Here is a 22,941-nt window from a genome sequence, read left to right as displayed (position 1 = left end):
CGCGGCCACCGGCCGCGCGCCCCCTCGCCTGCGGGAGCCTCACATGTGCAGCGGCTCGACGACGCTGTCGTCGCCGCCCTTGCCCACCCGCGAGTTGCGGTAGCTGTAGAGGAAGTAGATCGCGAAGCCGATCGCCATCCACACCAGGAACCGCAGCCAGGTCTCGATGCTCAGGTTGAGGGTCAGGTAGATGCAGATCAGGGCCGCCACGATCGGCAGCACCGGGTTGAACGGCACCTGGAACGAGCGCGGCAGGTCGGGGCGACGCTTGCGCAGGACCGGCACCGCGATCGAGACCAGGGCGAAGGCGGTCAGGGTGCCGATGTTCACCATCTCCTCCAGCCGGCCGACCGGGGTGAAGGTCGCCACGACGGCGACGACGGCGCCGACGATGAACGTGAGCCGAAGCGGCGTACCGGTCTTCGGATTGACGTGCGCGAGCCGCACCGGGAGGAGCCCGTCGCGGCTCATCGCGAAGAGCACCCGGACTGCGCCGATGATCAGCGTCATCACGACCGTGGTCAGACCCGCGACCGCGCCCGCCGAGATCAAGGTGGCGAAGCCACCTTGCCCGACATCACGGAACGCCGTGGCCAGGGCAGCACTGGTGTCGATCTCGTCGTACTTCACCATGCCGGTGATGACCAACGCGACGGCGACGTAGAGGACGGTGCAGATCACCAACGACCCGATGATGCCGCGCGGCAGGTCACGCTGCGGGTTCTTGGCCTCCTCGGCGGTGGTGGCGACGACGTCGAAGCCGATGTAGGCGAAGAAGACCACCGAGGCGGCCGAGATGATGCCGAGGACGCCGAATGTCTGCGGCTCGAGACCGAACGCCCACTGGATCAGGGGCTGGTGGATGCCCTCGGACTCGACACCGCCGGCACGCGCGGGGATGAACGGGTCGTAGTTGGCGCCGGACACGTAGAACAGCCCGGCGACGATGACGAAGCAGACGATGAAGAGCTTGATCGCGACGAGCACGAGGTTGACGCGCAACGACTCCTTGATGCCGATGGCGATCAGGCCGACCAGTGCGACGACCAGCAGCAGCGCAGCCAGGTTGAAGTCGCCGAAGGCCGGCTGGTCCTGCGGACCGAGGTGGGCCGGCCAGGTGATGCCGATCTCGGCCAGGAAGGTCACGAAGTAGGCGCTCCAGCCCTGAGCGACCACCGAGGCCGCCAGGACCATCTCCAGGATCAGGTCCCAGCCGACGATCCACGCGAGCATCTCCCCGAGCGTGGCATAGGAGAACGTGTACGCCGACCCGGACACCGGCACCGACGAGGCGAACTCCGCGTAGCAGAGCGCCGCCAGGCCACAGCAGATCGCGGCGATGACGAAGGAGAAGACCACGCCCGGGCCGGCGTACTGGGCCGCGGCCCGACCGGTCAGGGTGAAGATCCCCGCTCCGATGATCACGCCGATCCCGAAGACCGTCAGGTCAACCGCGGTGAGCCGCTTTTTGAGCTGGAACTCCGGGGTTTCGGCATCGGCAAGGGACTGCTCGATGGACTTGGTGCGCCAAACAGACATGAGGGATAGCAAACCATCTCGTCAGGTGGACTCGACGGGGTGGGGTGCGGGTCGTCACATCTCGCACCGGAAGCTGCTCGCCTGCGAGACCGGTCCCCCGACGTACTCGGGCCACGTCGGCCGCTCGCACAGCGGCCGGGTGCGGTTGGCCCCGGCGTTGCCGTCGGCGACCACCTGGTTCGCGTCGGGAGCGACCCCGTCCTCGGCCCACCTCTCCAGGGCCGTCAGCGAGTCGTACGAGGCCGAGTACGCCACCGGGGCGAAGTTGGCGTGGTTGGCGCCGGGCACCAGGTAGAACCGCGAGAACTCCGACGTCGCCCGCTTGCCCATCACCCGCTGGACGCGCTGGTAGTAGTCGATCGTGGAGCGGTGGCTGACCAGCTCATCGGCGGCGCCGTGCACCAGGATCAGCCGGCCCCCGGATCGGGCGAAGCGGCGCAGGTCGGCGTCGTTGACGTCCTGGAGGGCGGTGAGTTCGCTGATCCGGCGCTGCCACCTCCCCGGCGCGGCCGGGTCGATCGCGAAGGGGCTGATCTGCGGGTCGCGGGCGACGAAGTACTTGGCCCACTGGGTCCAGAACTGCATGCCGTAGCCGGCGGTCACGGGCATCGGGTCGGCCGGCGCGGTGGTGCCGAAACCGAGGATCGGGGTCGACATCCGTGCCCCGGAGAGCACCGGGAACCCGGGGTAGCCCCACTCGCCGCTCGCCACCTTGTAGGGCAGCCGCCAGCTGCTGTCGGCCGCCACGACCGCGTCGACCTGCTCGCGCGAGAGGCAGGTCGCGCCCGGCGCCTCGCCCTCACCGCACAGCAGCGTCTCCGGGTCGAAGTCGCAGCCGGCCTCGTCGGAGACGACGCCGTCCTCGACCCCGTCGCCGCCGTCGCAGGCGGCGAGGACCCGCTGCGCGACCAGGTCCTGCTGGGCCTTCGACGGGAACGCGCCGGGCTTGCCGAACTCGTGGGTGATCCGGCCGAAGAAGAGGTCGAGGGTGGCGGCGTTCCAGGCGGGGTAGGCGGAGATCACCCCGTCGAAGTCGCGCGGCCAGCGCTGCGCGACGGCGAGGGCCTCGCGACCGCCGGTCGAGCCGCCGGCGAAGTAGGCCGCACTCGGGGCGCGACCGAAGGCCTTGGCGATGACGAAGCCGGCGGTGTCGTGCACCTTCTTGAGCGCGTCGCCCGAGAAGTTGCGCAGCGCCTCGTCGTTCTGGCCGAACCAGCCGTCCAGGCTCGCGATCGGGTGCCGGGTCGTGTCGGCCTGGTGGCCGGAGTCGCTGGCGTACGTCGCGTAGCCGCGCCCGAGCGGGGTGCGCTGGTCGACCGGCCCGAACGGTACGTTCTGAGCGAGGTTGGGGACGGTGCCGTTGTAGCCACCGCCACCGAACATCATCGTCTTCCCGTTCCACCCCTCCGGCAGCGCCAGGCCCATCCGGATGTCCGGGGCCGCGGGGTCGACCGGGTGGATCGCGATGTCGGCGCGGCAGTAGGCCGGGATGGCGGTCGGCCCGGTCCCGCTGGCCGGCATGGACGTCGTCGCGCTGACCTCGGCGCCGGTGGTCGGCAGGCCGATACGGTGGGCGGGGATCTTCAGGCCGACCAGCGACGCACAGTCGGCGGTCGTCGAAGGCGCTGCGGTGGACGGCGCGGCGGTCGCGGGCACCTGGCCGGCGACCAGGGCCGCTGCGGCGAGGGCCAGCGAGGAGCCGACGATCAGGGACCTGCGTACGAGACGGTGCGGGGCATGACCCAAGGATCGCGACGCCGTGTGACCTGCGCCATGTGGCTTCCGCACACATCTCGGCGGCTCGAGGTGTGGCCGACCGCGAGCATCCCACCACGGCAGCCGCATGGCGATCAGCCACACAACGACCCCGGTGACTGTGTCCCGAACCGCTATGGCGTACGTCTCACCACTTCCCTAGCGTCGCCCATGTGACGAGCACCACACCGACCCAGGACTGGGCTCTGCGGACCGAGGGCCTCACCAAGGACTTCCGCGGTTTCCGGGCGGTCAGCTCTGTCGACCTGGAGGTCGCCGAGGGCACCGTCCACGCGCTCGTCGGCCCGAACGGCGCCGGCAAGACGACCCTGTTCAACCTGCTCACCGGCTTCCTCAAACCCACCAGCGGACGGATCAGGGTCTTCGGTGACGACGTCACCGGGATGGCACCGGAGCGGATCACCCGCCACGGGGTGGCCCGCTCCTTCCAGATCACCAGCCTCTTCGAGAACCTCACCCCGCGCGAGCACGTGGAGATCGCGCTCCAGGGGCTCACCAACCAGGGGCTGAGGTTCTGGCGCTCGGAGAGGCTGCTCGGGCGGCGCCGCGAGGAGGTCGACCGGCTGCTCGCCGAGGTCGGCCTGACCGAGCTGGCCGACCGGCCGACCGGCCTGATGGCGTACGGCCAGAAGCGGGCGCTCGAGCTCGCCCTCGTGCTCGCCGTCGAGCCGAGGCTGCTGCTGCTCGACGAGCCGACCGCCGGGATGGGCATCGAGGACGTCGACCGCACCATCGAGCTCGTGCGGCGCATCGCCGCAGGTCGCACGGTCGTCTTCGTCGACCACAACATGCACGTGGTCGGCCAGCTCGCCGACCGGGTCACCGTCCTGCAGCAGGGCTCCGTGCTGGCCGAGGGCCCCTACGACGAGGTCCGCGCGGACCCCCGCGTCATCACCGCCTACCTCGGGGAGGCCCACAGTGCTTGAGGTAGAGAACCTGAGCGCCTGGTACGGCGAGGCGCAGGCCCTGCGCGAGGCGACCCTGAGCGTCGCCGAGGGCGAGGTCGTCACTCTCGTCGGACGCAACGGCGCTGGCAAGACCACCCTGGTCCGCTGCCTGATGGGTCTCCACAAGCACCTGACCGGATCGGTCCGGCTCGACGGCCGCGACATCACCACGCTGCCCGCGCACAAGCGGGCCCGTGCCGGCCTCGGCTGGGTGCAGGACGACCGCGGCATCTTCGCCAACCTGAGCGTGGAGGAGAACCTGCTGCTGCCGCCGCGGGTCTCGGAGTCCGCGTGGACGCTGGAGCAGGTCTATGACGCCTTTCCGGCTCTCGGCAGCCGCCGGCGAGCCGGCGGGACGACGCTCTCGGGCGGGGAGCAGCAGATGCTCGCCGTCGCCCGCGTGCTCCGCACCGGCGCCCGGGTGCTCCTTCTCGACGAGCCCTCCGAGGGCCTCGCCCCTGTCATCGTCGCCCAGATCGGCGACATCGTGCGGACCGCGAAGCAGTCCGGGATCGGCGTGCTCCTGATCGAGCAGAACGTACGTTTCGCCGCCACCGTCGCCGACCGCCACTACCTGCTCGCCCAGGGTCGCCTGGTCGAGAGCCTCGACAACGACGAGTTCGTCGAACGTCAGGACGAACTGCTCGAACACCTCGGGATCTGACGTACCGCCCAGCACAGCGCAGTCCCAACCCCCGCGAGGAGAGACACGATGAACAAGCGACGCACAGTTGCCACCGCCTCGATGGTGATGGCAGGTGTCCTGGTCACCGCAGGCTGCGGCGCCGGCGGACCGAGCGCGGGCGGAGGCGACTTCACCGACGACAAGGTGGTCCTCGCCCTGCTCAACGACGCCTCCGGTGTCTACAAGGACGTCTCCGGTCCCAACTCGAAGATCGCGATCCAGATGGCGATCGACGACTACCAGGAGAAGTACGGCGACGAGGCCGTCGTCGACGACATCGAGGTGACCTCGGCCGACCACCAGAACGAGCCCGACATCGCCAACACCAAGGCCCAGGAGCTCTACGACCGCGAGGGCGCCGACGTGATCCTGGACGTGCCGACCTCGTCGGCCGCGCTGGCCGTCGCGACGCAGGCGAAGAACAAGAAGAAGCTCTACATGAACGTCGGCGCGGCCACGACCGAGCTGACCGGCGCCCAGTGCAACAAGTACACCTTCCACTACGCCTACGACACCTGGATGCTGGCCAACGGCACCGGCACGGTCGTGACCGAGGACGGCGGCAAGAACTGGCAGCTGATCTACCCCGACTACGCCTTCGGCCAGGACATGGTGAAGTCGTTCACCGGAGCCATCGAGGCGGGCGGCGGCAAGGTCGCCGGCACGATCGCGACGCCGTTCCCGAACGACAACTTCGCGACGTACATCACCAAGGCAGGCGCCGCGAAACCGCAGGTCATCGGCACCATGCACGCCGGTGGCGACCTGATCAACCTGGTCAAGCAGTACAACGAGTCCGGGCTCAAGGACCAGGGCATCGACCTGGCCGTCGGGCTGATGTTCATCTCCGACATCCACTCGCTCGGCGTCGAGGCGTTCGAGGGCACGATCTTCACCGACGCCTGGTACTGGAACCTCGACGAGAAGTCCCGCGAGTGGGCCGACCGCTTCATGGAGGAGACGGGCGACCGCCCGACCTACGCCCACGCGGGCAACTACTCGGCGGCACTGCAGTATCTCGAGGCGGTCCAGGCGGCCGGCACCGACGACGCCGACAAGGTCGTCGAGGAGCTCGAGGGCAAGAAGGTCGAGGACATGTTCCTGCGCAACGGTGAGATCCGCGCCGAGGACCACCGGGTCATCCACGACGTCTACCTGGCCCGGGTCAAAGGGCCGGCAGACGTCAAGGAGGACTGGGACTACGAGGAGATCATCAAGACCATCCCGGCCGAGGAGGCGTTCCGCCCGGCGTCGGAGTCCGGCTGCTCGATGTAGCTGCATCCGACGTCTAGAGGGATTGGTATGAACGCGGTTCTGCAATACACGGTCCAGGGCCTCGCGGCTGGCAGCTTCTACGCGCTGGCCGCGCTCGGCCTGGCCGTCATCTTCGGGGTGCTGGGCGTGGTCAACTTCGCCCACGGCGCCTTCTACATGCTGGGGGCGGTCGCCGCCGCGGTGCTCCTGGACACCGTCGGGATGAGCCTGTGGCTGGCGCTGATCGTGGTGCCGCTGCTGATGCTGGTCTTCGGGATGCTGGTCGAGCGGCTGCTGGTGCGCTGGCTGCTGCCGCTCGACCCGCTCTACAACCTGCTGCTCACCTTCGGGCTGACCCTGCTCCTGGTCGACCTGGTCAAGCGCCGCTACGGGGTCTCGGGACTGCCCTACGAGCGCCCCTCGGCACTCGACGGACGGGTCCAGCTGGCCGGTGTCGGTCTGCCGGTCTACCAGCTCTTCGTGATCGGCGTCGCGCTGCTCGTCTGCCTCGGCGTCTGGCTGCTGATGACGCGTACGCGGGTGGGGATGATCGTCCGCGCCGCGACCGAGCGGCCGGAGCTCGCGGGTGCGCTCGGGATCAACGTCGGGCGCTGGGTGACCCCGGTCTTCGGCTTCGGGGTCGCGCTCGCCGGGCTGGCCGGGGTCCTGGCGGCGCCGTTCCGAGCGATCACCGCCGAGATGGGCAGCGACTTCATCATCATCCTGTTCGCGGTGGTGGTGATCGGCGGGCTCGGCTCGATCGTGGGCGCCGTGGTGGGCGGCTTCCTGGTCGGGCTGGTGGAGGCGTTCGGGCAGGCGTACGCACCGACGTTCGCGCAGGTGCTCATCTTCGTGCTCATGGCCGTGGTCGTGCTGGCCCGGCCGGCCGGGCTCTTCGGACGAGAGGAGGCGACGGCATGACGTCGATCGCGACCGCTGGCGCGAGCGTCAGCGAGCAGCATGCGGCGATCGCCGGGGCGAGGCCGTGGCAGCGGCTGGTGCTGCTGGGGATCGGTCTCGTCGTCGCGCTCGGGCTGCCGTGGTTCGTCTACCCGCCGGTGGCGATGGACATCGCCGCCTGGGCGCTCTTCGCGGTGGCCCTCGACCTGCTGCTGGGCTATTGCGGGCTGCTCTCGTTCGGGCATGCCGCGTTCTGGGGCGGCTCGGCGTACGCGACCGGCCTGATCGCGATCCACCTCGGTGTCCCGTTCCCGGTCGCGGTGCTCGGCGGCGCTCTCTTCGCGATGGTGCTCGCCGTGCCGATCGGCTACCTGTCGGTGAAGCGCTCCGGGATCTACTTCGCGATGGTCACCCTGGCCTTCGCGCAGATGCTCTTCTTCATCGCCAACCAGGCCTCATCTCTCACCGGCGGGGAGAACGGGCTCCAGGGCGTGCCGCGCTCGTTCTTCGGGATCGAGGCGGTCGAGACCGACTCGTTCTTCTTCTACTACGCGGCGCTGCCGATCATCCTGCTCGGGATGTGGGCGGCCTGGCGGATCGTCCACTCCCCCTTCGGGCGGGTGCTGGTCGCGATCCGCGACAACGCGCCGCGAGCCCGGGCGCTGGGCTACGACGTGGAGCGCTACAAGCTGATCGTCTTCGTGCTCTCGGCCGGGCTCTCCGGCCTGGCCGGCGGCGTCTTCGCCGTCTCGCACGGGTTCGTCGCACTCCCCGAGCTGCACTGGGCCACCTCCGGCGAGGTCGTCCTGATGACGGTGCTGGGTGGCATAGGCACGCTGTGGGGCGGTGTCATCGGCGCCGGGCTGATCGTGATGCTCGCCGACTACCTGGCCTCGTCCGGGTTCGACGGCATCGGGATCGTCACCGGCACCGTGTTCGTGACCGTGGTGCTGCTGTTCCGACGGGGGATCTGGGGAACGGCGCGACACATGTGGTTGAGCCGTCGTAGTTCCTGAGACCTAGGCGACCAGCTGATGGAGCCGGAGCGCCAGCTGCACCTCGAGCTGGCGCTCCGGCTCCTGCCAGCCCTTGCCAAGCAGCCGCGTCACCCGCTCCAGCCGCTGGGTGACGGTGTTGACGTGCACGTGCAGCGCACCGGCGGTGCGGGTGAGATTGCGGTCGGCGGCGAAGTAGGCCCGCAGCGTCTCGACCAGCTTCGACCCCTTCGCGGCGTCGTAGTCGATCACCGGGCCCAGCCGCGAGGAGACGTACGCCGCCGGGTGGCCGTCGGAGCCGAGCAGCAGCCCCACGAACCCGAGGTCGTCGGCGGTGACCACCTGGCCCTCCCGGCCCAGGGTCATCGCCGCCGCCAGGCAGCGACGGGCCTCGTCGTAGCCCTTCACCACGGCATCCGGGCTGCTCAGCGGTCCCGGCACCGGGCCGGCGGCGCCGACGGTCACCGGTGCGCTTGCCGACAGGCGCAGCCCCTCGACGACGAGCTCGCCGGCGGCACGGGCGTCGCAGTCGGGGAAGATCAGCACGACCTGCCCCTGCCGGACCGCCGCGAAGCCGTCGTGGGTGGCCGCGACGAAGGTCGCCGCCTGGCCGACCCGGGCGCGATCGCCGGGGACGTTGGCCACCACCACGGCATAGGGCCTGGACAGGTCCGCCTGCAGCAGCCGGCCGCGCTCGCGCAGCGTCTCCGGGTCGGGCGTGGTGCCGGAGAGCAGCTCGTCGAGGAGCTCGCCGCGCACCCGTCCCTCGGCCTCGGCGACGCTGCGGCGGAAGAGCAGCAGCAGCGCCGTCACCAGCGCGGCCCGCTCCAGGATCCGCTGGTCGCCGTCGTCCAGATCCCCGTCCTCGCGGTCGACCTCGCGCGGGCCGAGGAGCATCGAGCCGAGCTGCTCGGCGCCGGCCAGGACCGGGGTGGCGTAGATGTCGCCGCTGCCGGCGGTACGGCTCAGGTCGAGGCTCCGTCGGGTCACGGCCGCCTCATAGTCGGAGACCGGCTGGCCCGGCGCGCTGCTGGCGATGGTCTCGCCGCTCAGGTCCAGCACGACGACCCGAGCGCCGAGGACCTCGGCGACGCTGCGTACGACGTCGTCGACGCCACCACCCTCGACGACGATCCGGGTGAGCCGGTCGTGGGCGTCGGCGGCGCGCTCGACCGCCTCGTTGCGCGCCTGCAGCTGGCGTGTGGTGACCTCGAGCTCGGCGACCGCGGCGCGGGTCTCCTCCAGGAGCCGGGCCTTGTCCACGGCGATCGCGGCGTGGGCCGCCAGCGAGACGAGCAGGGCGCTGGCCTCGGCTCCGAAGGGACGTACGGTCCGGTTCGCCGCGAAGAGGACGCCGATGACCTGGGTGCCGAGCAGGAGGGGCACGCCGATGATCGCGCGGATGCCCTCGCCGCTGACGGCTCCGTCGATGTCGGGGGCGTGCCGGAACCGCTCGTCGGGGATGTAGTCGGCGGTCGAGTAGGGCTTCATGGTCTGGGCGACGAGCCCGCCCAGACCGATGCCGTACGGGATCCGGGTCGAGCGGAAGGCCGCGGTCAGGATGCCCTCGGTGACCCGCATGTACTCGCCGCGGCGCTCGTCGTTGAGGGTCAGGTAGGCGACGTCGCTGTTGAGCAGCTGTTTGGCCCGGGTCACGATCGCCTGCAGCACCGCCTCCAGGTTGGTCAGCATCGCCAGGTCGTTGGCCGACTCGAACAGCGCCCCCAGCTCGCCCTCACGCCGGCGGCGAGCCTCCAGGGTGTCCCTGACCTGGAGCGCGAGGCGCTTGGCATAGTCGATCCGCTCCTGCTCCTCGGCGGTCGCACCCGCCTCGCGTGCGGCGCGTGACGGTCCCTCGAAGTCGGCCTCCGTGGCATCCCCGGCCAGCAGCTCCAGGAACGCAACCACATCGACCGTCATGTGACTGAAGTTACACTTCTACGCGCTCGCCGACATATGGGACGGCCACATAGTTGCCTCGGATCAGGTATGCGTCGCCGCCACGTCGTCCGCCGACGTGACGGGTCGCTCGCAGACGAAACCCCGACAGACGTACGCCGCCGCCCTCCCGTCCACCGGAGTCCGGCTGCTCAGCAGCGGGATGTCGTCGCGCGCCTCGTCGGCGACGACCACGACCGCACCCGGCCTGCGCCGAGCAGCGTCCTCGAGAGCGTCGCGGTCCGGCCCCGGAGGACCGACGACCGCGATCTCGAGGGGGCCGTCCTTCATGGTCGCCGCCGCGGCCAGCGACCAGCCGGCGAACCGGGGCGCCTTGGTCATCAGCGTGCTCGTCGCGCCGAGCGCCTCCTCGGCGGCCGTACGGTAGCGGCCCTCACCGGTGAGGGCGTGCGCGGTGACGAGCGCGTGGACCATCGCGCTGGTGCCGCCGGGGCTGGCGTTGTCGGAGGCGTCCCTCGGCCGGGTGACCAGCACCTCCGCGTCGTCAGCGGTGTCGTAAAAGCCGCCGTCCTCGGCGCGGAAGTGGGTCAGCGCGGTGTCGAGGAGTGACGTGGCCCGGTCGAGCCAGGTGGCGTCACCGGTCGCCTGGGTCAGGCTCAGGAACCCCGATGCGACACAGCCGTAATCCTCCAGCACTCCCGCGTGCGCGCCGGCCACGCCGTCGCGGCTGACGCGGAGCAGGCGCGCGTCGCGGACGTGCACCCGCCACAGCAGCTCCGCCGCCGCAACCGCCTCGTCGATGTAGCGCGGCTCACCGAGCAGGAGCCCGGCGTCCACGAGCCCACTGATCGCCAGCCCGTTCCAGGCCGCGACGACCTTGTCGTCGCGCGCAGGACGCACCCGCTCCTCGCGCGCGGCGAGAAGCCGCGCCTTGACCGACTCGAGCCGCTCGACGTCGTCGGGCCGATGGCGCAGCTGCAAGGTCGAGGCGCCCTCCTCGAACGTCCCTGCCTCGGTCACCTCGAAGACCTCCGCGGCCCAGGCGCCGTCGTCGGCACCGAGCACCTCGACGAGCTCGGCCGGGGTCCAGACGTAGAACTTGCCCTCGACACCCTCGCTGTCGGCGTCGACCGCAGAGGCGAACCCGCCCTCAGCCGTGCCCAGCTCGCGGATCATCCAGTCGGCGCTCTCGCGTGCGACCCGGTCGCCGAGCTCGGTCCCGAGGCGGGCGTAGAGGCCGATCAGCTGGGCGTTGTCGTAGAGCATCTTCTCGAAGTGCGGGACCACCCAGCCGCGGTCGACGGCGTAGCGCGCGAACCCGCCCCCGATCTGGTCGTAGATGCCACCGCCGGCCATCGCGGCCACGCTCCGCGAGAGCATGTGAGAGACCCGGGAGTCCGCCCCGAGCGACCCTGCCACCCGCCGCAGGAACTCCAGCACCATCGACGGCGGGAACTTCGGGGCTCCCCCGAACCCGCCGGCCATCGGGTCGAACTCCCCCGCCAGCTTCTCGACAGCGGCGTCGACGTCGACCTGCCAGTCGCCCCCGGACCCGGCCGCTCCGGAGATGTTGGCCAGGTGCTGACGTACGTTGTCCGCCACCGCCCCGATCTCCGAGCGCCGCTGTGTCCACGCCTCCGAAAGGGCCTGCAGCACCTGCGTGAACGCCGGCTGCCCATGTCGCGGCATGTCCGGGAAGTAGGTGCCCGCGAAGAACGGGTTGCCGTCGTGGTCGAGCACCACCGTCATCGGCCACCCGCCCGACCCGGTCATCGCCGTCGTCGCTGCCATGTAGACCGCGTCCACGTCCGGCCGCTCCTCCCGGTCGACCTTGATGTTGACGAAATGCTCGTTCATGTACGCCGCCGTCGTCTCGTCCTCGAACGACTCGTGCGCCATCACGTGGCACCAGTGGCAGGCGGCGTACCCCACGGACAGGAGGACAGGAATTTCTCGACGCCTGGCTTCCTCGAACGCCTCAGGCCCCCACTCCCGCCAATCGACGGGGTTCTGAGCGTGCTGGAGCAGGTACGGCGACGTTGCGGAGGCGAGTCGGTTGGCCACTCCCCCAGCCTTGCACGCACGTGTACAAGTGATGCAAACCTGTCCTAGGACAGGTTTTTAGGACAGGAGTTTTCTCCCCGATGCCATCCCAACGTCCGCATGAGCACCGTTCCAGCAGTGGACAACTGGGGCAGAACTGTACTAACCGACGCGGTCGGCCCAGGTCGACACGTTCAACGAACTTCCTGTCAGCCGAGCCATGCAGGACTGATGACCCACGACGAACGTCCCAGAATCTGACCGGAGATCCCCAAATCTGATGACGAGTTCCCCGGGGCGACATGAATCCGAGCAAAATTGTCGGTGCGAATCTCTATGGTCGATGTTGTGCTGACAAGTCCTGGGGCAGGAGTCGAGGCTGGCTCGGTGGCCAGACGGTGCGACCAGCCGCGCCCGACCAATCCCACCCGGAGACTGCAACGACACCCGACGAGTGTGCGGGGCGGAGCGGAAGGAGGGACACCGCGGTGGTGACGGTTGAGAGAGGAAGTACGACCGAGACGTTGGCGTACTTCCACGACCTCCTCGACGGGCACTTCTGTGCCCTCCACGAGCGTCGTCGGAACCTCGAGCCGTCGGCGCCTGTTTTCGCTCTTGAGCACGGCCTTAGGGCGGACGACGTGACTCTTCTCCAGCAGGGCGTCCGCGCAGCGCATCGAGAAGGTATCGTCGCCCGAGCGAGTACCCACCATTGGCTGCCGTTCGCCGTCCATGCGGCCGAGGTCGGCTACGTCTATGACGGCGTCGAGTTCTGGCCGATCTATGCCGAGAACACCCCAGAATGGATCGACAGCGAATACGAGCGCGACCGGGTACGTGGCTGGTTCCGCAAATTCTCCAAGGAGTACGGCGGGGCGATTCCACAGGGTGCTTGGGCGTCGACGTTTCGCAAGATCGCCTGGCCGATCACTCACGCCGTGCTGCCGCGTTACCTCCAGGTCCAACTGGCCCGGATGCTCTACGACTACCGCACGGGGTGGCCGGGCCTGCTCGATGACCCCGAGGCACTCGGCGTTCGCCTGCACTCCTGGTCTCGGTACTACGGCGAGCGCCTCGAGAAGTTCTGTCAGAACACCGCGCTGCTCGGCCATGTCGCCGTGGCACTCCTTTTGTCGGGCGAAGACGAGCCCTCCCCCTACATCGAGTCGTCCACGCTGGACCGACTTATCGAGAGCCTCAATAGTGAGCGGCAGTCTCGACGATGGCTCCACGATGCCCGACACTCGGCGAGCAAGGTTCGGACCCGCAACTTCCAGCGCGCCGCATCGGGAGGAAGCGGCACGGGTGCTGAGCGCCGGCCGGCGGCCCTTACTGATCCACGGCTGCAACTGAAGCTGCAGAACGGTGCATGGCACGCCTATGCCGTGATTCCTGACCTCAAGCCGCTTCAGCTCACCTTGCCGATGGTGTACGACGAGTTGCGCAACTCCCGTGCCTCAGTCGCGGGTTCTAAGGAGATCATCCGCAACGGAGCCTTGATGTATGCGATGGCACCAGTGGAACTGTCGCGCTGGCCGTCTCCGACTGAACCGTTCCTCCAGTTGAAGACCGCCTCCACCCAAGTGAACCTGCTGATCGCCGATCAGTGCCGCATTACGCGAGGGCCTTGGTGGGTCTTCCGGCGCAAGCAGGGTGAGCCCGCGACGGAGGTCAAGGGCAAGTTCGTGCGTCCGGGTGGGCTGTACTGCCTAATCGCTGCTCCGAGTGTGAGTCCGCCCGACGTGGCCTGGTGCGAGCCCGCCAGCATTGCCGCCGAGGGCGTGTCCGCCTACTCCCTCCGCGTGCCGGACGTTCTCTCTGACTCTGACTGCAAGGCGCTGGTCACGGCAGGGCTCTCGGTGGTTTCCGACCTGTCCATCCAGCCCGTCGGCGTCGCAGCGAGCGGCTGGGACGGCGAGGGGACCGCGGAGTGGCTCGCGGGCGAGCCAGCGCTCGTCATGATTCGCGCTGAGCAGGCCCCGAAGAAGTGCCGACTCACCATCAACGGCGATCCGTACTACGTGGACTGGCCGCCGGGTGAGAGCGAACTGTTTCTCTCCCTCGAGGGACTTGCCGTCGGCACCCACGAGGTGGTCGTTGCGTTGGGTGACCTGGACGGTGACGGCCGCAACGCAGGGGGAACCCTGAGCGTCGCCGTTCGTGATCCGCAGGCACCGGCAGCAGGGATGTCAGCGGGCGAAGGGATTCGGCTCCGCACCTCACCGGCACAACCGAGCTTGCCGGAGCTCTGGGGTGGGCGGGCGGTGCTCGAGATCGACGGACCCCAGGGAACCTCCACCGAGCTGGCGATCACTCTCCGTGATAGCGATGCGCGGCAAGTCGGTTCCACCCTGCGTCGCACGCTCGACCTTCCACTTTCCGTCGATGACTGGCGGCGTGAGTTCGACAAGCTGCGCCAGACGCCTGAGCTTTCGCGCTACTACGACGAGGCCGACCTGGCTGAGTTCGCGATTGGTCGTGCTGGCATCGGATTTGCCACTCTCGTGTGTGAACGTGGCTTCCGCGGCCTCCGCTGGGTGTTGGCCAAGTGTCACAACGGCACCTACACCGCACGGCTCATTGACCGCACCGATGGAGACGCCGCGTCCATCCAGTTCTATTCGATGGACCGCCCAACCTCGGCGGAAACGCTTTCGCTGGATGGTGAGTTTATGGCGCCTCCGCGCGGCGGACTGTTGTGGGCAACGAACGGTGGTCAATCGACAGGGCAGATCGTGCCGCCAGACCCGAACCAACTCCTTCGCATCGGTGCTACGACGCCGCGCGTGCCGGGGCGTACGAAGTCGTTGGCCGAGGTCCGGAACCTCATCACGCACCACCGTCGCTGGACGGATGCCGAGTTGCCGGCACACCCGTTCGGCGTGCGCGACCAACAACATGTGCTGCAGACGATCACGACTGCCATGGCCGTCATGCTGGCGCCGGGCAAGTGGGCCCACTTCGAGCACCAGATCTCCGGGCTGGCCCCTGAGGATGTGGACTTGAACCGGGCCCAGCGATTGGTCGGGGATACGGCGCCTCAGTGGGCGGCGGCGCAGGCCATTGCATCCCGCCTATGGCAGTGGAGCAGCCCGGAGGCGCTGATCGTGGGTTTCGCTGACGCGATCGCGGACCTGGCGGCGTCCAGCGGCATGCCGAACAGGGCGAAGGGCGCTCGGTTTCTACTCCAACTGGCGAGTGCACCCGGGGAGGTTGCCGACTGGGATGAAGACGAGCTGAACCAGCACATACGCTGCGTTCTTACCTCTCCAGTGCTTCTCCGTGCCGCTCGATTTGCGGTCCTCGGGACGCCCGACGAGGTAGCAGGAGGTCTGGGATGACGGTGCAACGAGTTGAGCGCGATGAGGTCGTCACAAGCGCCGAACAGATACTAGGCCTCGATAACCAGGGAGTGGATCTCCTCTCGCTCGAAGGACTGTGCGCATCACTGCGACGGGCCGCCTCGTTCCTCTGTCCGGCGTCGCCGCGTCAGATCGTCGACGCCGTGCGTGATGTCCTCGCTCCGCTGTCGAGCCAGCTCGAAAGGGACGCCCTCACCGACGCGCTCGACGCCTTGGTGACATCGGGCGACCTGCTCGAACTGCGCCAGCCGGGAGGACGCACCCGACAGCTCTTCCTCGGACCGCCTTCCTTCGTTGAGAAGCATGCGGGCGAGTACCTGCTCCTTGGCATCCGGCCACGAAATGCACCTCTCGTGGACGAGAGCAGCGAGTTGGAGGTGATCTACGACGCGCACACACGCTCTGTTCTCGTCGACCCAGCCTCCGGCGAGGCTGCCCTACTCGCCGCTGGCCTTCACCGGCTTACTCGGGAACAGTGGACGAAGGCACCGCGGCGTGAGGCGCCTTCAGATGTTGTCGAGGAGGTCCATCGACTGCTCTCTGCCGAGCAGGCAACTCCCGGCGCGATCTCTGGTCTGTCGATCATCGATCCCGGCAAGGTCATCCAGTTCTACAAGGGACGCTGGCGAGAGCCGACGAGCGACGACAACGGACTCTTCGTCGGTCGCCGACCGCAGGCCTACGGCGCACCGATCTGGTGCGTCGTCGACCTCTCGGTCGGTGTGCCTCAGGCCGTTCTCGACCTGCCTATCAACTCGAACGTTGCGCCTGGGTGGGACGACGCCCGAGGCATCCAAGCCGCCCTCGACGCAGGCAACAACACGCCGCAGCAATATCGCGTGCGGCAGGGAGCGCAGGGTGGCACAACCTTCGACTTCTTCGCGCCACTGCCTACGTGGGCGGAGCGCTACCTCGCCATCAGCGGCTGGCCTGCACCCAAGGGCCCGAAGTCGCTGTTCTCATACTGCCTCCCTGCTGCCGCCGTGGATGACGCCCAGCAGTTCCTTTCGGCATCCCTCTGGATGACCGCTCTCAAGGAAGATCACTAAGTATGACGACGCGTGCCCTGACAATCGCCGAGACGATCAGCGAGATCCGCTTGGCCCTTCGTGAGTACATCGAAGCGACCTACCACATCGGCCATCCGTCCCTGATCCGTCAGCGGCAGGTGCTGCTTGACGCGCCGGGAAACACGTTCCAGGCGCCGTTCTTGGAGAGCACGCCCCGCTACACGCCGGGCAACCGATTCGCCGACCTCGAACTCGATAGCGCCGTCCACGACCTTTTCTCAGTGCTGACCTCGAAGGATGGCGGCCAGAAGCCATTGGTGTTCGATCCGCCGTATACCCACCAGGCGACTGCCCTAGAAGCGACCGCCCGCGACGGCAAAAGCCTCGTTGTCATGACAGGTACCGGGTCGGGTAAGACGGAGTCGTTCCTGTTGCCGATGCTGGCCAAGCTCGCCGAAGAGGCCGCCAACCGACCCGACACGTTCGCGACGCCAGCGGTGCGGGCGCTGGTGCTGTATCCGATGAACGCGCTGGTCAACGACCAACTCGGCCGTCTACGGCTGCTCCTCGGGGACGAGCGAGTCACGAAGCAGTTCACAGACTGGGCTGCTCGACCGGCTCGTTTCGCGCGGTACACGAGCCGCACGCTGTATCCCGGCGTCCGTACCGCTAAGAAGGACAGGCTCCGGCTCAAGTCGATCAAGAAGTACTACATCGAGTTGCTTGAGGAAGCTGCCAAGGACGGATCCCCGCGCCAGGAGCGGTCGAAGCAACTCATCAAGGAGTTGAAGGCCCGCGGCAAGTGGCCGGCCAAGCCGGACCTGATCGCTTGGTACGGGTCGGGCGACTGGTTCGACCGCAAGACGAAGCAGCCGCGCCGAGCGATCATGCGCCCCGAGGACGCCGAACTCCTGACACGCGACGAAGTTCTGAAGTCGCCGCCCGACGTCCTGATCACCAACTACTCCATGTTGGAGTACATGCTGATGCGGCCGCTCGAGCGGCCCGTCTTCGACGCCACGCGGCAGTGGCTTCAGGACAACCCGGACGAGAAGTTCCTCTTGATCGTTGACGAGGCGCACCTTTATCGCGGAGCTGCCGGGGCCGAGGTCGCCTTGCTGTTGCGTCGTCTCCGAGCTCGGCTTGGCATCTCAGCCGAGCGCGTTCAGGTCATTGCCACCAGCGCGTCGTTCTCCAGCAAGGACTACGCGCGTGAGTTTGCCGCAGCCCTCACCGGCAAGCAGGCCGCAGACTTCGCCGAGGCGGTGACCGGCGATCTTGACCTCCGCTCGCCTGATGCTCCCGGCTCTCAGGCTGACGCCGAACTGCTGGCAAGCATCGCGATGGAGGACTATTACGCCGCAGAGAACGACCAGAAGCGGCTCGATGTCGTGGCAGACCTGCTCGCCTACCGCGGCGTTGCTGCTGACGCCGGAGCAACCTCCAGCGCGGTGCTGCATGCCGCGCTCAGCGACTTCCCGCCCCTGGCGCGGCTCGTCAACGAGACGATGAAGAAGGCGATTCCGGTCAGCGAGCTTGGCGCCCTCGTGTTTCCCGATGTCGACCCGACCATCGCAGACCAGGCTGCTTCGACGCTGATCTCGCTCGGAAGCGCTGCTCGGCGGAGTGATGACGAAGCAGGGCTCCTGCCGTGCCGCGTCCACGCGTTCTTCCGTGGCCTCCCAGGCCTGTGGGCGTGCCTCGATCCCGACTGCACCGTCGACCGTGGCGGCATTCCTAAGGGCCCGATCGGAGCGATGTACGGGCAGCCGCAGCAGACCTGCGATTGCGGCTCCCGGGTCTTCGAACTCTTCACGTGCCGTCAGTGCGGAACGGCGTACGCCCGCGCCTACACTGACGACCCCGAGAACCCGACCTATCTCTGGCAGGAGCCGGGACACGCCTTCAACGCGGCCTCAGGACCAGTGTCCGAATTGCAGGCGATCGACCTGCTGCTCGAGGAGCCATCCGAAGACATCGACCACGCCCAGCTTCAAGAACTCGACCTCATCACGGGCCGACTCAACCCCCAGGACCTTGGCGAGCGCTGGCGGAAGGTGTGGCTGCGCTACCCGCGTCACGGCGAGCAGTCGACGGGCGCCGATTACGACTCGACGAAGTCGAAGGTCACGGGTGAGTTCATCCCGTGCGGTGTGTGCGGCGACCGGGCGAACTTCGGCCGGACCAGCGTCCAGAATCACCAGACTAAGGGTGACCAGCCCTTCCAGGCTCTCGTCAGCCGACAGATCGAAGTGCAGCCGCCAGGGCCGCAGGCTGCCGACAACTTCGCGCCCCTGCGCGGCCGCAAGGTGCTGGCCTTCTCCGACTCACGTCAGGTCGCAGCCCGCCTGGCTCCGAACGTCCAGGACTACTCACTCCGCGACGCCGTTCGGCCGATCGTCCTGAAGGGCTGGGACGAACTGTCGAAGCAGATGGTAGCCCCGGCTCTGAGCTTGGAAAACATGTATCTAGCCGCCATGGTAGGGGCGAAGCTGCTCGGCGTTCGCCTGCGGCCGGAGCTGACGGGCACCGAGGACTTCACGGCATTCACCCAGGTGTCGAAGTCGATCGACAAGGGTGCGCTCAAGGATCCCGCCGAGTTCATTCAGCTGTACTCGATCCAGGACGACCCGCCCCAGTCGCTGTTGCGCAACCTCGTCCCAACGCTGACGAGCCGGTACTACAACTTCGCTGCACTCGGCCTGGCGTCCCTCCGTGAGCGCGGCAACCTGCGCGACGAAGTCCTCGCCGAACTCATCGACATCCCGGGCGTCGCCGTGACACCCGACGAGAAGCTGGCCCTCGTCCGAATGTGGCTTTCCCTCTGGACGCGGCAGGGCATCTGGTTCTCAGCCATGAGCGCAGACTGGAAGGGCACCAAGGTCCAGGCGGCATCAGGCAAGTTCAGCAAGCTGATGAATTGGCTGCCGTCCAAGGAAGCACGCAGGATCTTCGAGAAGGAATGGCTCCCGGTCCTTCAAGGGAAGTTCTGTAAGAAGGCCGGCGACAGGTACCAACTGCAGGCCCGCAACGTCGCGCTCGAAATTGATCCTGTGTGGGGTTACTGCGACAAGTGCCGGTTCACTCAACGGCCGTTCCCTGGCCGGAAGACCTGCGTCTCGTGCGGCGCCGACAAGGTGCGCGAGCTGAATCCGGACGAGGACGAGGTCTTCAGCGCGCGGAAAGGCTACTACCGCGCGAGCTCGAAACGTGCGATGGCAACACCGCCCGGCGAAGTCATGAGTCTCGTCGCGGCCGAGCACACCGCTCAGCTCAATTCGTCACAGACGGATGACATCTTCTCCAAGGCGGAGATGTACGAGTTGCTGTTCCAGGACGTCAACATCGCGGTACCCGCTCCGGGCGAGCAGCCGGAAGTCGCGATCGACCTGCTGTCCTGCACGACCACCATGGAGGTCGGTATCGACATTGGCAGCCTGAGCGGCGTGGCTCTCCGGAACATGCCGCCCTCGCGCGCCAACTACCAGCAGCGAGCTGGTCGTGCCGGCCGTCGTGGCAATGCCGTCGCCACCGTCATCGCCTTCGGCAGCGCGGATACGCACGACGATCACTACTTCCGTGAGCCGAAGGACATGATCAGCGGCGAGGTCACCGACCCGATCCTGACCATGAGCAACATCGAGATCGCCAAGCGCCACGTGACGGCATTCCTACTTCAGTGCTACCACCAGGATCGGGTCACGACGTTCGACCCCGAGACGATGCCGGCCAACCTGTTCGAGGTGCTGGGTTCGGTGACCGACTTCTTGTCGAACACAGCGACCCTCAACCGCACAGACTTCGAGAAGTGGCTCGTTGCGAACGAGTCGAAGCTTCGCGCGGAGGTTGATGGCTGGCTTCCGGATGAGATCACCGACGGTGCCCGGGACGAGGTTCTCGATGGGCTGATCAAGGCGACGCTCGGTGGCATCGATGAGGCGTTGGACGTTGCGGCCAACGACGGCAACACCACCGGCTCGGATGATGAAAAAGAAGCCGGGCCGACAGCCGACGCCGATGACACCGGCGAGGAAGACAGCACCGACGGCGACAGCGAGGGTGACGGGGATAGCGATATCCCCTCGGAGGACGGCGGCGAAGACCTCAGCTCACAGCGTGCCCGCACGAAGCTCCTTGACCGACTCCTCTACAAGGGGATCCTGCCGCGCTACGCCTTCCCGACGGACGTCGTCAGCTTCCACATCTTCGACGAGGGTCGGTCGAGTGCCTTCCGGCCGGTGTTCCAGTACGCACCCAGCCAGGGGCTGAGCGTCGCGCTGAGCCAGTACGCGCCCGGCAAGGTCGTCTGGGTGGACAAGCGTGAGTGGACTTCGTCTGCGCTCTACTCGCCTATGCGAGGTGAACTCACGGATGCCTGGCGCGACCGTCTCATGTACTTCGAGTGCCAGGACTGCCACTACGCCACGCTCATCGCCTGGGAGCAGACAGACCGTGGCCGGACGGACTTCTGCCCGGCCTGCAAGGGTGAGCGATTCGGGCCCGGCATGAACTGGCTGCGGCCACCCGGCTTCGCGCACCCGATCTCAGAGCCGCCTGGCACGAGCCCAGACGACGCCCCGGCGATTTCGTACGCGACTCGAGCGAAGCTCATTGCCAGCGGGCCGGAGGATGATTCGTTGTGGGAGAAGGTGACCGAGCGGGTTCACCAGAACTTTGGACGTCGGCCCCTGTTGGTCTCGAACACCGGACCGCGAAACGAGGGATACACGTACTGCACCTGGTGCGGTCTCATCGAACCGACAGCGATGCCGACGCCCCTCCTCGCGGGGACGCACCCGAAGCCATTCCCGACGGACCCGAAGGATGCGATGTGCCCGGGCGGCCGCGCTTCGCGTGGCTTGGTGCTCGGGACGGACTTTTACTCAGATGTACTCCTCATTCGGCTGGCGGTCTCCGATCCTGTGACTCTGCGACCGTCGTACCTGTCCTCGCAGGTGGCCTTGCGCACCGTCGCGGAGGCGCTCACCATCGCCGCGACCAAGGCGCTGGAGATCGAAGCGAGCGAGTTGCAAGCGGAGTTCCGGCCGGCGCTGTCGCCACTGGGCGGTCACGGGCGCGAAGCAGAGATCTACCTGTACGACACGCTCGCCGGCGGGGCGGGCTTCACCGAGCAGGCCGGCAAGCTCGGTCCTGACCTCTTCAGGCTCGCCCTCGAGCGGCTCGAAGAGTGCCCGGCCGACTGCGAGGAGTCCTGTTACCGGTGTCTGCGGAGCTTCCGCAACCGTTTCGAACACACCCAGTTCGACCGTCACGTCGGCGCCAGTCTTCTGCGCTACCTGATCGACGGAACCCTCCCGACGCTGTCGCAGCAGCGTCTCGACCGTTCCGCAGACCGGCTTTACGAGGATCTGGTTCAGTCTGGCATCGACGGCGTCGAGTTCGAGCGCAACGCCACGGTGAGCGTCGAGGGCATCGGCAAGGTCGCCGTCCCGATTCTCGCTACCAAGCCGAGCGGCCAGCGGGCACTTATCGGAATCCATGGACCGCTGACGCCTGATGTCGCCCCGACACTCGAACTGCACCGGGTCCATCAGGAGACATTCGAGCGGGTCAAGCTGGTCGACGACCTGATCATCGCTCGGAACCTGCCAAGCGCGTCGCGTGAGGTGCGGGAGTTTGTGCGGTGACGACGGAGGGCGCCCGTTCGACACTGACGTGCCGGGCATCTGGGGTCATTGGCCGACGACGCCCGCGCTTTGGAGCTACTCGTCGCTCAAGGAGATGGAGGTCTGCCCTCGCCGCTGGATGCTCTCGCGTGCGACCTACCCGGACCTCTGGGGTCGCCGGGGTTATCCGTCGTTGCCGGTAATCGCGGCGATCTTCGGGAACGTCGTCCACGGCGTCGTCGAGCGCCTGGCGCAGGCGCTGGCCGACGCCGGCATTGAGTCCGCCACTCCGGGCGCCGTCATCAGTGTCCTCGGTGACCAGGGCGGCTGGCGTGGGATCGTCGTGAAGGAGATCGAGCACCAGTTGGCTCGGTTCGCCGACAATCCTAGGGTCGGCCTTGATCGGATCGAGCGGGTGCGGGAGGAGTTGATCCGCCGCACGCCACAGGCCGGTGACCAGGTCACGGTCTTCCTTGGACTAGGCGCATTGCCTGCTGGTCAAAGGTGCATCGACGGGAGACGGATCAGCGTCGGGCAAGCCGAAGTCGCAGCGGTTGCCTGCGACCCCTGGCATCCATGCCGAGCGTGAAGTCTGCTCAGACGCGTTGCGGCTGACCGGGCGCATCGACCTGTTGGTGATAGACGATGCTGATGTCACGGTTATCGACTTCAAGACGGGCGAGGAAGACGCCGATCATGACAATCAGGTTCGGCTCTACGCGCTGCTCTGGCATCTCGATGACCAGACCAACCCTGAGGGTCGACCAGCAACCAGGCTCGAAGTTGCCTACCCATCACGCACGCGTGCCGTGGAGCCGCTCGACCAAGCGGGGTTGAGCGCCTTGGAAAGCTCAACCGTCACCCGGGTCGCCGCAGCCAATGCCAACACTGAGACAGCGTCTCC

Annotated in this window: 13 protein-coding genes and 1 pseudogene; 10 read left to right on the top strand and 4 right to left on the bottom strand. The window is 67.6% G+C overall.

The window, feature by feature from the left end; all coding sequences use genetic code 11:
- Nucleotides 1–39: 39 nt before the first annotated feature.
- Both G5C66_RS10665 and G5C66_RS10660 read right to left on the bottom strand, forming a co-directional pair.
- Entirely contained in the window at nucleotides 40–1,539 is a 1,500-nt protein-coding gene (locus G5C66_RS10665) for an amino acid permease (protein ID WP_165110919.1), read from the bottom strand.
- 54 nt (nucleotides 1,540–1,593) lie between these two features.
- Nucleotides 1,594–3,285 carry a tannase/feruloyl esterase family alpha/beta hydrolase gene (locus G5C66_RS10660; RefSeq protein WP_206443935.1) on the bottom strand — a complete coding sequence of 564 codons (1,692 nt, stop codon included), beginning with the start codon at nucleotides 3,283–3,285 and terminating at the stop codon, nucleotides 1,594–1,596.
- A gap of 182 nt (nucleotides 3,286–3,467) precedes the next feature.
- Here G5C66_RS10660 and G5C66_RS10655 point away from each other — a divergent pair, with 182 nt between their 5' ends.
- Genes G5C66_RS10655 through G5C66_RS10635 form a run of 5 tightly spaced genes read left to right on the top strand, consistent with a single transcriptional unit; the run spans nucleotide 3,468 to nucleotide 8,117 of the window.
- Nucleotides 3,468–4,241 (top strand): ABC transporter ATP-binding protein, encoded by a 774-nt coding sequence (locus G5C66_RS10655; RefSeq protein WP_338144138.1) that lies wholly within the window; start codon nucleotides 3,468–3,470, stop codon nucleotides 4,239–4,241.
- Nucleotides 4,234–4,926: an ATP-binding cassette domain-containing protein gene (locus tag G5C66_RS10650; protein ID WP_165110918.1), complete on the top strand. Its 693-nt coding sequence runs from the start codon at nucleotides 4,234–4,236 to the stop codon at nucleotides 4,924–4,926. Before G5C66_RS10655 ends, G5C66_RS10650 begins: the two co-directional genes overlap by 8 nt.
- A 48-nt stretch (nucleotides 4,927–4,974) precedes the next feature.
- Nucleotides 4,975–6,222 carry an ABC transporter substrate-binding protein gene (locus G5C66_RS10645; protein ID WP_165110917.1) on the top strand — a complete coding sequence of 416 codons (1,248 nt, stop codon included), beginning with the start codon at nucleotides 4,975–4,977 and terminating at the stop codon, nucleotides 6,220–6,222.
- Nucleotides 6,223–6,249: 27 nt separating this feature from the next.
- Nucleotides 6,250–7,122 (top strand): branched-chain amino acid ABC transporter permease, encoded by an 873-nt coding sequence (locus G5C66_RS10640; protein ID WP_165110916.1) that lies wholly within the window; start codon nucleotides 6,250–6,252, stop codon nucleotides 7,120–7,122.
- On the top strand, nucleotides 7,119–8,117 hold the full coding sequence (locus G5C66_RS10635) for a branched-chain amino acid ABC transporter permease (protein ID WP_165110915.1): 999 nt from the start codon (nucleotides 7,119–7,121) through the stop codon (nucleotides 8,115–8,117). Before G5C66_RS10640 ends, G5C66_RS10635 begins: the two co-directional genes overlap by 4 nt.
- A 3-nt stretch (nucleotides 8,118–8,120) precedes the next feature.
- Here the strand turns inward: G5C66_RS10635 and G5C66_RS10630 are convergent, their stop codons facing one another.
- Together G5C66_RS10630 and G5C66_RS10625 are read right to left on the bottom strand one after the other, a co-directional pair.
- Nucleotides 8,121–10,016 (bottom strand): helix-turn-helix domain-containing protein, encoded by a 1,896-nt coding sequence (locus G5C66_RS10630; RefSeq protein WP_165110914.1) that lies wholly within the window; start codon nucleotides 10,014–10,016, stop codon nucleotides 8,121–8,123.
- A 63-nt stretch (nucleotides 10,017–10,079) separates the two neighbouring features.
- On the bottom strand, nucleotides 10,080–12,059 hold the full coding sequence (locus G5C66_RS10625) for a DUF255 domain-containing protein (protein WP_165110913.1): 1,980 nt from the start codon (nucleotides 12,057–12,059) through the stop codon (nucleotides 10,080–10,082).
- Between the two features lie 620 nt (nucleotides 12,060–12,679).
- On the opposite strand from G5C66_RS10625, the gene G5C66_RS10620 reads away from it, so the two are divergent.
- The 5 genes and pseudogenes from G5C66_RS10620 to G5C66_RS27085 form a co-directional block, all read left to right on the top strand.
- Nucleotides 12,680–15,379 (top strand): hypothetical protein, encoded by a 2,700-nt coding sequence (locus G5C66_RS10620; protein ID WP_165110912.1) that lies wholly within the window; start codon nucleotides 12,680–12,682, stop codon nucleotides 15,377–15,379.
- Nucleotides 15,376–16,449, top strand: a complete 1,074-nt coding sequence (locus G5C66_RS10615) for a hypothetical protein (protein ID WP_165110911.1) — start codon at nucleotides 15,376–15,378, stop codon at nucleotides 16,447–16,449. Before G5C66_RS10620 ends, G5C66_RS10615 begins: the two co-directional genes overlap by 4 nt.
- Before the next feature lie 2 nt (nucleotides 16,450–16,451).
- Nucleotides 16,452–22,058: a DEAD/DEAH box helicase gene (locus G5C66_RS10610; protein WP_165110910.1), complete on the top strand. Its 5,607-nt coding sequence runs from the start codon at nucleotides 16,452–16,454 to the stop codon at nucleotides 22,056–22,058.
- Nucleotides 22,059–22,086: 28 nt separating this feature from the next.
- The gene (locus G5C66_RS10605) at nucleotides 22,087–22,626 is read left to right on the top strand and encodes a PD-(D/E)XK nuclease family protein (protein ID WP_165110909.1); all 540 of its coding nucleotides are present in this window, start codon (nucleotides 22,087–22,089) and stop codon (nucleotides 22,624–22,626) included.
- Between the two features lie 46 nt (nucleotides 22,627–22,672).
- Nucleotides 22,673–22,939: pseudogene (locus G5C66_RS27085) on the top strand (PD-(D/E)XK nuclease family protein); the annotation flags it as partial.
- Between the last annotated feature and the right edge of the window lie 2 nt (nucleotides 22,940–22,941).

Origin of the sequence: Nocardioides turkmenicus, assembly GCF_011045035.1 — a bacterium.
In the GTDB taxonomy this organism is placed as follows: Bacteria; Actinomycetota; Actinomycetes; order Propionibacteriales; family Nocardioidaceae; genus Nocardioides; species Nocardioides turkmenicus.
Note: the sequence above shows the minus strand (reverse complement) of the source record. Positions and strands in the feature narration are given on the sequence as shown.